This window comes from Sphingomonas sp., from assembly GCF_031380695.1.
Classification (GTDB): domain Bacteria; phylum Pseudomonadota; class Alphaproteobacteria; order Sphingomonadales; family Sphingomonadaceae; genus Sphingomicrobium.
On record NZ_JANMWY010000107.1, the window covers coordinates 1 to 12057 of the forward strand.

General features: G+C 63.5%; 12 protein-coding genes and 1 tRNA gene. 7 read left to right on the forward strand and 6 right to left on the reverse strand.

The window, feature by feature from the left end; all coding sequences use genetic code 11:
• From RMN84_RS04035 to RMN84_RS04045, 3 genes are all read left to right on the forward strand, one after another.
• Positions 1 to 1365, forward strand: a 1365-nt coding sequence (locus tag RMN84_RS04035; RefSeq protein ID WP_309610918.1) for an RNB domain-containing ribonuclease, incomplete at its 5' end; no start/stop codon positions are given.
• Positions 1366 to 1399: 34 nt separating this feature from the next.
• A complete protein-coding gene (locus tag RMN84_RS04040; protein WP_309610919.1) occupies positions 1400 to 1999 on the forward strand; it encodes an NADPH-dependent FMN reductase in 600 nt (199 codons plus the stop codon).
• 68 nt (positions 2000 to 2067) lie between these two features.
• Positions 2068 to 2247, forward strand: a complete 180-nt coding sequence (locus tag RMN84_RS04045) for a DUF1508 domain-containing protein (RefSeq protein ID WP_309610920.1) — start codon at positions 2068 to 2070, stop codon at positions 2245 to 2247.
• Here the strand turns inward: RMN84_RS04045 and dcd are convergent.
• Entirely contained in the window at positions 2244 to 2798 is a 555-nt protein-coding gene (dcd, locus tag RMN84_RS04050; RefSeq protein WP_309610921.1) for a dCTP deaminase, read from the reverse strand. The two genes, RMN84_RS04045 and dcd, sit on opposite strands and share 4 nt — an antisense overlap.
• Before the next feature lie 94 nt (positions 2799 to 2892).
• On the opposite strand from dcd, the gene RMN84_RS04055 reads away from it, so the two are divergent.
• Positions 2893 to 4413 (forward strand): replicative DNA helicase, encoded by a 1521-nt coding sequence (locus RMN84_RS04055; RefSeq protein WP_309610922.1) that lies wholly within the window; start codon positions 2893 to 2895, stop codon positions 4411 to 4413.
• A gap of 10 nt (positions 4414 to 4423) precedes the next feature.
• Positions 4424 to 4555: a hypothetical protein gene (locus tag RMN84_RS04060; RefSeq protein WP_309610923.1), complete on the forward strand. Its 132-nt coding sequence runs from the start codon at positions 4424 to 4426 to the stop codon at positions 4553 to 4555.
• Positions 4556 to 4579: 24 nt separating this feature from the next.
• Here RMN84_RS04060 and astD read toward each other — a convergent pair whose 3' ends face one another.
• Both astD and RMN84_RS04070 read right to left on the reverse strand, forming a co-directional pair.
• Positions 4580 to 6007: a succinylglutamate-semialdehyde dehydrogenase gene (astD, locus tag RMN84_RS04065; protein WP_309610924.1), complete on the reverse strand. Its 1428-nt coding sequence runs from the start codon at positions 6005 to 6007 to the stop codon at positions 4580 to 4582.
• On the reverse strand, positions 6004 to 7479 hold the full coding sequence (locus RMN84_RS04070) for a protein adenylyltransferase SelO family protein (RefSeq protein ID WP_309610925.1): 1476 nt from the start codon (positions 7477 to 7479) through the stop codon (positions 6004 to 6006). Before RMN84_RS04070 ends, astD begins: the two co-directional genes overlap by 4 nt.
• On the opposite strand from RMN84_RS04070, the gene RMN84_RS04075 reads away from it, so the two are divergent.
• Entirely contained in the window at positions 7478 to 8356 is an 879-nt protein-coding gene (locus tag RMN84_RS04075; RefSeq protein ID WP_309610926.1) for an alpha/beta hydrolase, read from the forward strand. The genes RMN84_RS04070 and RMN84_RS04075 overlap by 2 nt on opposite strands.
• Here the strand turns inward: RMN84_RS04075 and RMN84_RS04080 are convergent.
• Positions 8353 to 9222, reverse strand: coding sequence for an alpha/beta hydrolase (locus RMN84_RS04080; protein ID WP_309610927.1), 870 nt, complete (start codon positions 9220 to 9222; stop codon positions 8353 to 8355). The genes RMN84_RS04075 and RMN84_RS04080 overlap by 4 nt on opposite strands.
• A 396-nt stretch (positions 9223 to 9618) precedes the next feature.
• Here RMN84_RS04080 and RMN84_RS04085 point away from each other — a divergent pair, with 396 nt between their 5' ends.
• Entirely contained in the window at positions 9619 to 10824 is a 1206-nt protein-coding gene (locus RMN84_RS04085; protein WP_309610928.1) for a CoA transferase, read from the forward strand.
• Between the two features lie 63 nt (positions 10825 to 10887).
• On the opposite strand, the gene RMN84_RS04090 is transcribed toward RMN84_RS04085, so the two are convergent.
• Both RMN84_RS04090 and RMN84_RS04095 read right to left on the reverse strand, forming a co-directional pair.
• Positions 10888 to 10961: transfer RNA gene (locus RMN84_RS04090), tRNA-Cys, on the reverse strand.
• A gap of 103 nt (positions 10962 to 11064) precedes the next feature.
• Positions 11065 to 12057, reverse strand: a 993-nt coding sequence (locus tag RMN84_RS04095; protein WP_309610929.1) for an adenosylhomocysteinase, incomplete at its 5' end; no start/stop codon positions are given.

Here is a 12057-nt window from a genome sequence, read left to right on the forward strand (position 1 = left end):
TGGGACGCGATCGTCGCCATCGCCGACGTCAGCTTCTACGTCCGCCCCGGCAGCGACCTCGACCGCGAGGCGCGCGCGCGCGGCAACAGCGTGTACTTTCCCGACCGCGTCGTGCCGATGTTACCCGAGGAATTGAGCGCCGACATCTGCTCGCTCAAGGAAGGGAAGGATCGCGCGGCGCTGGCCTGTCATCTGGTCATCGGCGCAGATGGGGAGTTGATATCATGGCGTTTTGCTAGAGTAAAGATTTGTGTTGTAGCAAACATTGCATATGAGAATGCACAGGCCGCAATTGACGGAACCACGGGTTTGGTCGATCCCGCAATCGTCGAGACCGCGCTCAAACCGCTGTGGACCTGCTGGCGAGCGCTTCTTGCAGCCCGCGAAGAGCGCCAACCGCTCGAACTCGACCTGCCCGAACGCCGCGTCGTGCTCGACGAAAAGGGCCGCATCCTCTCGGTCGCCCCGCGCGAGCGGCTCGACGCGCATCGGCTGGTCGAGGACTACATGATCGCCGCCAACGTCGCCGCCGCCAAGGCGCTCGAGGCGAAGAAGGCACCGGTGATGTACCGCATCCACGAAGCCCCGGGCCGCGAGAAGCTGGTCGCGCTCAAGGATTATCTCGCCACCTTCGACATCGAATTCGCGCTCGGCCAGGTGAATAAGCCGCAGACCTTCAACCACATCCTCGATCGCATCGGCGATCATGACGCCCGGCCCGAGATCATGGAGCAGGTCCTGCGGACCCAGATGCAGGCGCGCTACGGCCCGCAGCCGCTCGGCCACTTCGGCCTGGCGCTCGGCAGCTACGCCCATTTCACCTCGCCGATCCGCCGCTACGCCGACCTCCTCGTCCATCGTGCATTGGTCAGTAGCTACCGGCTCGGCGAGGGCGGGCTGGCGGCGGACCAGGATTTCGCGGTGATTGGCGAAGTCATCTCGGGCCTCGAGCGCCGCGCGATGGAGGCCGAGCGCGAAACTGTCGATCGTTACGTCGCCGCCTTCCTCGCCGATCGCGTCGGGCAGTTACTGCCGTGCCGGATCAGCGGCGTCCAGCCGTTCGGCTTCTTCGCCACGGTCGAGGGATTCGGCGGCGACGGCCTCGTCCCGGCGGCGATCCTCGGCAATGAATATTTCCGCTACGACGAGGCGGCCAGGGCGTTGGTCGGCGACGACAGCGGCGAGACCTTCCGCATGGGCCAGAAGCTCGAATTGAAGCTGGTCGAGGCCAACCCGGTCTCCGGCGCGCTGCGCTTCGAACTCCCTCAAGGCAAGTTTGCACCACCTCGCAAGGACCGAATGTCGCCACGCGGCCCGCGCCGCGGTCGTCCGGCGAACATAAGACATCAGGACAGGCGCCGATGAGGGAACTTCGCGTCGCGCGGGGGCTTCAAGCGGTATGACCAAGCACCGCATCGCCTTCATCAACGGCTCGCTCCGCAAGGACAGCTTCCACGGCCGTCTCGGCCTCGCCATCACCGCCGCCGCAACTGATCGGCTCGCTATCACCGCGCTTCAGATCGATGACCTGCCGCTCTACAACCAGGACGTCGACGGCGACGCCGCGCCGCCCTCCTATCGCCGCTTCCGCAAAGCGCTGCAAGCCAGCGACGGCGTGCTGTTCGGCAGCCCGGAATATAACCGCTCGATGTCGGGCGCGATGAAGAACGCCATCGACGTCGGATCGCGCCCCTATGGCCAGAGCAGCTTCGCCCGCAAACCTGCGGCGGTCTTCTCCGGCTCGCCCGGGATGACCGGCGGCTTCGGGTCGAACCATGCGCTGCGCCAGAGCTGCGTGTTCGTCGACATGCCGGTTATGCCCCAGCCCGAAGCCTATTGGGGCCTGCTCAACGACGACAAGCTCGCCGCCGACGGCAGCGTCAATGACGAGATGCTCGCCAAGTTCGTCGCCGGCTTTGCCAAGGCCTTCGCCGACTGGATCGACCTGATCGTCGCCGGCCGCGCCAGCCTGGCGCTCGATCCGACCCAGCAGGGCTGACTCAAAGACCATTGCCGTCGTCAAGCGAAGCGCTATCCTGCGCGCTCTCGTTGTCAGGAGCAGGACTGATGGCGCACAAATTTGCGATCTCGAAGGACAAGAAGGGCGAGTATCGGGTCAAGTTCATCTACAACAGCGAGATGATGTTCTCGACCGAGGGCTATTCGAGCAAGGCCAGCGCCAAGAGCGCGATCGCCTCGATCCAGAAGAACGGCCCCGGCGCCGAGACCGACGACCAGACCGACTAAAGCTTCGGCAGCGTGACCCCCTGCTGACCCATATATTTGCCGGCGCGGTCGGCGTAGCTGACCTCGCACGGCTCATTGCCCTTCAGGAAGAGGAACTGGCACGCCCCCTCGTTGGCGTAGATCTTCGCCGGAAGCGGGGTCGTGTTCGAGAACTCCAGCGTGACATGCCCCTCCCAGCCGGGCTCGAGCGGGGTGACGTTGACGATGATCCCGCACCGGGCATAGGTCGATTTGCCCAGGCAGATCACCAGCACGTCGCGCGGCACCCGGAAATACTCCACCGTCCGGGCCAGCGCAAAGCTGTTGGGCGGAATGATGCAGCAGTCGGTCTTGCGATCGACAAAACTATTGGAATCGAAATTCTTGGGATCGACGATCGCCGAATCGACGTTGGTGAAAATCTTGAAATCGTCGGCGACGCGGGCGTCATAGCCATAGGACGACAGGCCATAGCTGATGCATCCGTCGCGCCGCTGTGCCTCGACAAACGGCTCGATCATGGCGTGCTGCTGCGCCTGTTCACGAATCCAGCGGTCGGAAAGAATGCTCAAGCTGGCGGCGTAGCGAACTTACCCACAGCGCATCCACACATATCTCGTCGCAAGCCGCTGGAGCCGACCGGGCAACCGGTATAAACCCAAGCCCATGGCCGAAATACTCCGCATCGACGGGTCGCAAGACCTGCCCGCCGCTCCGACCCTCCCCGCCAACGTCGAGGCCGAGGCCGCGCTGCTCGGTGCGCTGATGGTCGACAACCGGCTGGTCGAGGACGTCCAGATCCGCCTGAAAGCGCACCATTTTTTCGAGCCACTGCATGGCCGAATCTATGACGCCGTCCTGCGCCTGACCGACAAGAACATGATCGCCAACCCGGTCACGATGCGCCCGATGTTCGAGGCGGACGAGGCGATGCGCGAAGTCGGCGGCCCGGCCTATCTCGCCCAGCTGACCGGCTCCGGCGCGGCGGTCATCGGCGCGCGCGATTTCGCCGCGCAAATCTACGACCTCGCTCTGCTCCGCGCGCTCGTCGGCGTTGGTCGCGAGATGGTCGAGGGCGCGCTCGATACGTCAGAGGACGTCGCCCCGCTCGCTCAGATCGAACGCGCCGAAACCGAGCTCTACCGCGTCGCCGAGGAGGGCGGCAGCGAGGGCAAGGTCAAGAGTTTTGCCGAAGCCGCGAAAGTTGCGATTAAAGCGGCGGAAGTGGCGCTGAATAACGGAGGTGGGCTTTCTGGAATTACGACCGGCTTACGAGATTTAAATGCAAAAATAGGAGGTCTTCACAACTCCGATCTGATGATTCTTGCAGGGCGTCCCGGCATGGGTAAAACCGCCCTTGCAACAAATATTGCGTTCAATGCTGCAATGCGATTTTTGCAGGATCAAGAAGACTCAATTGATCTAAGCAAGTCAGCAGGAGCGCCCGTAGCATTCTTCAGTTTGGAAATGTCGGCCGAGCAACTTGTTACTCGCGTTCTTGCGGAGCAATCGGGAATTTCAGGAGAAGTTATCCGTTCCGGGAAACTAAGCATCCCGGAATTCCAACGTTTCGCACGCGTCGCTGGTGAGTTGAATACGCTGCCACTTTATATCGACGATACGCCGGGGCTAACAATCGCTGCATTGAGAACGAGAGCGAGACGATTGAAACGACAGAAGGGTATTGGGTTTGTAATTGTAGACTACTTACAGCTTCTTCACGGCTCTTCTCGCACCTCGAATGATGGTCGCGTGCAAGAAATATCTGAAATAAGTCGCGGTCTAAAGCAGTTAGCAAAAGAACTCGACTTGCCAGTGCTTGCGCTTTCACAGTTGAGCCGCGCCGTAGAGCAGAGAGAAGATAAACGTCCTGTCCTATCCGATCTTCGTGAATCGGGATCGATCGAGCAAGATGCAGATATCGTGATGTTTGTGTACCGGGAGGATTACTACATTAACGCACATGAAATCGAGATGCCAAATCCTTCCGAAGCCGCAAGTGATCCGGAAAGAGTTCAGAAATATCAGAAATGGAAAGATGATTTCGATAAAGCCCATGGGAAAGCCGAGTTACAGATAGCTAAGCAGCGACATGGCTCGACTGGTGTCGTTAGATTGGCTTTCGACGCTCGAGTAACCAAATTTAGCGATATAGCGGAAGAGGAATATTTTCCTGAGGTTCGATAATTCATACTAAGTGAGCGTCGAGCTGATCGTCGCCAAGCAGCGCCACGGATCGACCGGCAAGGTGCGCATGCGCTTCGATGCGAGCGTGACCAAGTTCTGCGATTCTGCCGACGAGGATTATCTGCCCGAAATGCGGGGGTAAGCCGCCCTAACGCCACTCTACCACTCAATCTTCCTGCATATTCGGGTCGCGCAACCCCTGGTCGACGCTGCCGCGCATCAGGTCGCTTTCGACGCTGGTCACCGGATAGGCGCAATAATCCGCAGCGTAATAAGCGCTCGGCCGGTGATTGCCGCTTGCGCCGAGCCCGCCGAACGGCGCGTTCGATGGGGCGCCATTGGTCGGCTTGTTCCAGTTGATGACGCCCGCGCGGACATTCGCCCAGAATTTGTCATACAGCTTGGGCGACCCGCCGAGCAGGCTCGCCGCCAGGCCGAAGCTGGTGTTGTTGGCCTCGTCGATCGCGGCGTCGAAATCCTTGACCCGGATGAGTTGCAACACCGGCCCGAACAGCTCCGCGTCGGGGCGATCGCGGACGTCGGTGACGTCGATCAGCGCCGGGGTCAGGAACGGCCGGTCGGCGCGGCGCCGGTCGAGCCGGCGGATCGGCGTGCCGCCCTTCATCATCAGGTCGAGCCAGCCTTCCTGCAACGCGTCGGCGGCCGCGACATCGATCAGCGGACCCATGAATGGTTCGGGCCTTGCCAGCGGCTGGCCGACGATGATCCGGTCGATCAGCTTGGTGATCGCTTCGATCAGCGGCCCTTCCTTGCCATCCTCGACGATCAGCCGACGGCACGCGGTGCAGCGCTGGCCGGCTGAGAGAAACGCCGACTGGACGATGATCGACGAAGCGGGCTCCGGCTCGGCGACGTCCCACGCGACGATCGGGTTATTGCCGCCCAGTTCCAAGGCCAGCATCTTGTGCGGCATCTCGGCGAATTGGCGGGCGAGGGCTTGCCCGGCGCGGGCCGATCCAGTGAACAGCAGCCCGTCGATGCCGTCCTCGGAGGCGAGCGCGCGACCCTCGTCCGGACCACCGATCAGCAGGCGCAGCACGCCTTTCGGCACGCCCGCCTCATGAAAGCAGTCGACCAGCATCGCGCCGCTCGCCGGGGTCTTTTCCGACGGCTTGAACACCACCGCATTCCCCGCGATCAGCGCCGGTACGATGTGTCCATTGGGCAGATGCGCCGGGAAATTATAGGGGCCCAGCACCGCCAGCACGCCGTGCGGCTTGTGCCGGACCGCGACCTTGGTGCCTAGCGCGCCTTCGAGCCGCCGCGTCGGGGTGCGTTCCCCATAAGCGGCGATCGAAATCTCGACCTTGTTGATGACCGCGCCGACCTCGGTCTTCGCTTCCCACAGCGGCTTGCCGGTTTCACGGGCGATCAGTTCGGCGAAGACGGCTTCTTTTGCCCGAACGACATTGGCGAAGCGGCGCATCGTCTCCGTGCGAAAAGTGACGGATTGCGACGCCCATCCGATCCAGGCGGCGCGCGCGGTGGCGACTTCACGCGCCGCATCGCCGATCTCGCCACTCCACAGCTCGACGCCCGTGGCGGGTTCGATCGATACAAGCTTCGCCGTCATACGCCCCCTGTCACGATCGCTTGCTGGCCTGTCGCACGGATCGGGTCAAGCGGGGTGCTTATGGCCTGACCCATTCGGCGAATGGCGGCGATCTTGCCGTCGAAGCTCGACCAATCGTCGCGCTCCGCGATCGGTGCCCAGATCGCTTCGACTTCCTCGATGTGGAGCGAACAGGGTTCCGGATCGGACCAATAGGGGTGAGTGGGAATGGTGCCCCGTCCGTCGAGCAAGGCGGCCAGTGCGCGATAGGGTTCGGCTGCATAGCGCTCGCCCCCCGGATCGCGCCCGCCGCGCCAGTGGAAGAACAGCCGGTCGATGGTAACGGTGCGCGCCTGCAGTGCCTTGACCAATGCAGCGGCGAGCGGCTTGTCCGCCGCCGCCCCACGCGGGTTTATGCCCAGCCTAGTCAGCAGCGCGGCGACCAGCTCCTCTTGAAAGCGCGCACCCCAGCCATTGAGCATGTCGGCCAGCCCCGGAACTTCGCCAAGCAGCGCCAAGGACTCCGCCAGCTGGGCGACGTCCCAGTGGATAGCTTCCGGTTGACGGCCGAATGCGTACAGCCCGGTCTCGTCGAAATAGGCGGCGGTGAACGCGTCATCCCATTCGGGCGTGAAGCGCCAAGGGCCGTAGTCGAAGCTTTCGCCCGAAATGGCGATATTGTCGCTGTTGAGAACGCCGTGGACGAAGCCGACAGCGAGGTAGGAGGCGGCCAGACGGGCGGTCGCTCCGCACATCAGGTCGAACAGGCGCGCCGCGTCGGCGAGCGGGTCGTTGGTTTCCGCCTCGCCATAAAGGTTGACGAGGCAATAGCGCACCAGCTTCGCCAGGTTGGCGGTCTCGCCGAGATAGGCTAGCCGCTGGAAACTGCCGATGCGGATGTGGCCGTGGCCGAGCCGCGTCAGCACGGCCGAGCGGGTGGGTGAGGGCTCGTCACCGCGCCACAGTTCCTCGCCAGTTTCATAGAGCGCGAAGCTCTTCGATGTATTGACGCCGAGCGCTTCGAGCATCTCGGTCGCCAGCACCTCGCGCACGCCACCTTTGAGTGTCAGCCGTCCGTCGGCGCGGCGGCTCCACGGCGTCTGGCCCGACCCCTTGGTGGCGAGATCGAGCAGGCGACCTCGATCATCGCGGAGTTGCGCAAAGAGAAACCCCCGCCCATCGCCCAGCTCGGGGTTATAATGACGGAACTGGTGGCCGTGATAGCGCAGCGCCAGCGGCCGGGACAGATTGCCGGGCAGCGGATCGAACCGCGCGAAATGCCGTTCGCGCGCAGCCGCAGCAAGCGCGCCAAGCCCGATCCGCTCGGCCCAGCGCTGGTTGAAGAAGCGCGGGATCGCCTTGGGAAAATATGCCGGCGTCACTTCGTCGTAGAAATCCCCGCCCAGATCGAGAATTCGCGGATCGGCGCGAGTGGCTTGCGGCGGCGACATTGGACCGCGATAGGGGAGGGTGACGCGAAGAGGAACCTCCATGCCGGCATATTCGGATCAATATTGGAACAGTCCCGACGGCCTGAAGCTCCACTATCGTGATTATGACGGTCCCCGCGACCGACCGCCGATCCTGTGCATCCCCGGCCTGACCCGCAACGCCCGCGATTTTGAGCCGGTCGCGAAACGTTTCGCCGGCCAATGGCGAGTGATCGCGGTCGACCTGCGCGGGCGGGGCTTGAGCGATCATGATCCCAAGACCGCCGACTACACTCCTCCGGTCTATGCCGGGGACCTGATCAAGCTGCTCGACCAACTCGGCATTGCCGATGCGGTGTTCGTCGGGACGTCGCTTGGCGGGATCATCACCATGTTCATGGCGCTTCACGACAGCGAGCGAATGGCGGGGGTGCTGCTCAACGATATCGGCCCCGAACTGGCGCAGGCGGGGCTCGACCGCATAGCGGGATATGTTGGCCAAGAAGGTAGTTTCGCCGGCTGGGACGCATTGGCGGCGGCGCTGGCCGAGCGCAATGCCGACGTCTTTCCGGCCTATGGCCCGGCCGAGTGGGCGCGGTTCGCGCGGCGGCTGGCGGTTGAGAAGGGCCGCAAGGTCGTCTTCGATTATGACCCGGGCATCGCCGAGCCGTTCCACGCCGCGTCCGATGCGCCGCCCATGAACATCTGGCCTTGTTATGAAGCGCTCGCCGGGCGGCCCGTGACAATCCTGCGGGGCGCGCTGACCGACCTCTTCGCGCTCGACGTCGGGGAGCGCATGGCGAGCGCGATCCCCGATGTCGAACTAGTTACTGTCCCCAACGTCGGCCACGCCCCGTCGCTCGATGAGCCCGAAAGCCTAGCCGCGATCGAGCGGCTGCTCGCTCGCGTGCTGGCCCGTCCAAATGCCAGCGACGTCTAGAGGAAGTTCTTCAACTCCGCCATGAAGCGGTTGAATTGGTCATGGTGCAGCCAGTGGCCCGCCTCTTCGATCTCAACGACGCGCGCCGTCTTGAAATGCGCCAGCCGACCGTCGCGTCCGGGATTGGAGGCCCAGCTGTTTGCCCCGTAGAATAGCAGGGTCGGGCAGGTAATTGCGGCCCACAGCCCGGCAATTTCGTCGCGCGATATGTCGACTACTGGCCAGACGTTGAGATAATTGTCGAACTTCCAGCTCCAGCTGCCGTCCTCGTCGCGGTTGATCCCGTGGAGCGTGAGATGGTGCGCCTGCGCCTCGCTCAAATGGCCATTCTCCGCCCGCATCCGCGCAAGCGCGTCGTCGAAGCTGGCATAGCGCTTCGGCATCCGCCCGGCTGCGGAGTGCTTGTCCGCGATCCACTTGCGTAGATGGTCGGCGGGCGGCGTGGCGGCCTGTTCGGCGATGACCGTGGGTGAAGGGCCAAGCCCTTCGATCGCTATCAGCTTCTCGACCCGGTCCGGAAAAAGGCCGGTATAGCGCAGCGCGATATTGCCGCCGAGCGAGTGGGCGACGATCGTGACGGTCGGAGCGCCGAGATGCTCGATCAGCTGGGCGAGGTCGTAGACGAAGGAAAGCATGTCGTAATTGCCGTCGGGCGACCAGGCGCTGTCGCCATGGCCGCGCAGGTCAGGGGCAACGACGTGCCAGTCATCCCGCAGAGCGAGGGCAGTAGCGTCCCAATTGCGACAATGATCGCGCCCGCCGTGGACGAGCAGCAGCAGCGGCTTGTCCGGATTGCCCCAGTCGACATAGTGCAGCCGCAGGCGCTGCGAGACGAAGAAGTGCGAGGTGGGGCCGGGATCGTTCATCGACGCTCCGTGCCATCGCCGCAGGATCGCCGCAATGACGTTGCGAGGTTTATCCTCGCACCGTCTCGAGAAACGGACGTCGCCGAAGCCAATGGCAACTTGACACTGAAGCGCGGCTGACTCCAAGGCCGGGCTCTGCCGAGGAGATCCATTTGGCTCGTGCCGCTACCCGAAACGCGTCCAAGCCATGTCCCGCCCCGCACGACCGGTCAGCGCGCGCCCGACGCTGCACTCGGCCAATAGTGCTCAAGCCCGCGTTACGCTGGTCGAGGCGACGTACTGTGCAGGGTCAGGCTCGACTATGCGTGCACTACCAAGCCGCAGGTCGCGTCGATGAACCCCGCGCTTCACCCTGCAATCGTCCAGATGCGTTGAGGCCGGCAGGATGATACGGCTGTGAGCGGAGGACACGGCAAAGGTCCGCTCGCCGGGGTGCGCATCGTCGACCTGACGAGCGTCGTAATGGGTCCTTATGCAACCCAGATCTTCGCCGATCTCGGCGCCGATGTGATCAAGGTCGAAAGTCCCGACGGCGACACCACGCGCCACCTGCCGCCCGGGCATGATACGGCGCGTGGCGGTATGTTTCTCAACGTCAATCGCGGCAAGCGCAGCCTCGTGCTCGACCTCAAGCGGCCCGCTGCAGGCGTCGCCTTGCTTGCACTGGCTCGCGACGCCGATGTCTTCGTCCATTCGATGCGCGCCCAGGCGATCGGCCGCCTCGGCCTCGACTATGCTGCGCTTAAAGAAGTCAATCCGCGCATCATCTACGCCAACCTCTACGGCTTCGCGCGCAACGGTCCCTATTGCGACTATCCGGCCTATGACGACATCGTTCAGGCGGCGTCCGGCCTGGTCGATCTCCAGGCCCGCCTATCCGACGGCAAGCCGACCTATCTTGCCACGCTCGTCGCGGACAAGGTGGGCGGTCTGACCGGTGCTTATGCGATCATCGCCGCTCTCTTCGCCCGCGAGCGGAGCGGCGAGGGGCAGGAGATCGAGATTCCGATGTTCGAGACAATGGTCTCGTTCACGATGGTCGAACATCTGTGCGGTTCGCTGTTCGACCCGCCGCTCGGCCCGCCCGAATATCCCCGCGTCGTCGCTGCCTCGCGCCGTCCCTATGCAACCAGCGACGGTCACATCGGCGTGATGATCTACACTGACAAGCAATGGCGCGCCTTCTTTACCGCGCTCGGCGATCCCGATTGGTCCAAGGACGATATCTTCGCCTCCCTCGGCAATCGCACGCGCCACATCGGGGCAGTGCTCGACCGTGTCGCCGGCGAGCTCGTCAAACGCAGCAGTGCCGAGTGGCTCGACTTGTTCCGCAACGTGAATATCCCGGTGATGGCGATTGCCAGCCCGCAGGACCTGCTCCACGACCGCCATCTCGTCGATACCGGCTTCTGGGTCGAGCGCGACACCGAGGCAGGGCAACTGCGCTATCCGGGCATCCCGACCACCTTCTCCGCCACGCCGGGAGAGATTGGCGATGCCGCACCCGGCCTCGGTGCCGACAGCCGCGCGATCCTCGCTGAAGCCGGGCTCGGCGAAGAGGCGATCAATGCGCTCATCGCTAGCGGCGCGGCGCGCGAATGAGCCGGGAATGCGGGCCGGTTCCGATCGCCGACGGCGGTCTGCCCTTTGGTACGCACCCAGGAATGGAGGCCCGAGCCGGAATCGAACCGGCGTGCGGGGATTTGCAGTCCCCTACGTAACCACTCCGCCATCGGGCCGCGCGTGGAGGCGCTCTCTTAGCGGCTAGTACCGCCAAGGCAAGGGAACCGCCGGACCCTGTCCGGTGACAGGCGAACACGTCCCTTGCCAAGGTCCACTCGCTTAGTAGCGGTAGTGGTCGGGCTTGAACGGGCCCTGCTGCGGCACGTTGATATAGGCGGCCTGCTTGTCGGTCAGCGTGGTCAGCTTGACGCCCAGCTTCTCAAGGTGGAGCATCGCGACCTTCTCGTCGAGGTGCTTGGGCAGGACATAGACGTCCTTGCCGTACTTCGCGGCGCCCTGCCACAGTTCGATCTGCGCCAGCACCTGGTTGGTGAAGCTCGACGACATCACGAAGCTCGGGTGGCCGGTCGCGCAGCCCAGGTTGACCAGGCGGCCCTTGGCAAGGACGATGATCTTTTTGCCGTCGGCGAATTCGACTAGGTCGACCTGCGGCTTGATCTCGGTCCACTTCATGTTGCCGAGCGCGGCGATCTGAATCTCGCTGTCGAAGTGGCCGATGTTGCAGACGATGCTCATCGGCTTCATCGCGCGCATGTGATCGACGGTGATGACGTCGGCATTGCCGGTGGCGGTGCAGAAAATGTCGGCGCGGGTGACCGCTTCCTCCATCGTCACGACCTCGAAGCCCTCCATCGCCGCCTGCAGCGCGCAGATCGGGTCGATTTCGGTGACGAGGACGCGCGCGCCGCCGTTGCGCAGCGACTGCGCCGAGCCCTTGCCGACATCGCCGAAGCCGGCGACCACGGCGACCTTGCCGGCGAGCATGACGTCGGTCGCGCGACGGATCGCGTCGACCAGGCTTTCCTTGCAGCCATAGAGATTGTCGAACTTCGACTTGGTCACGCTGTCATTGACGTTGATGGCGGGGAAGGGGAGCTTGCCCTGTTTGCTAAGCTCATAGAGACGGTGGACGCCGGTGGTGGTCTCCTCCGACACGCCCTTGATATTGGCGACAGTCTTGGTGAGATAGCCCGGTCGGTCCTGGCCGAACCGAGTCAGCGTCGCCGCGAAAATCTCTTCCTCCTCCCTTCTCTGGGAGTACATTTTCTCGGTGTCGTGGACGCGCGCGCCCCACAGCGCGAACATCGTCGC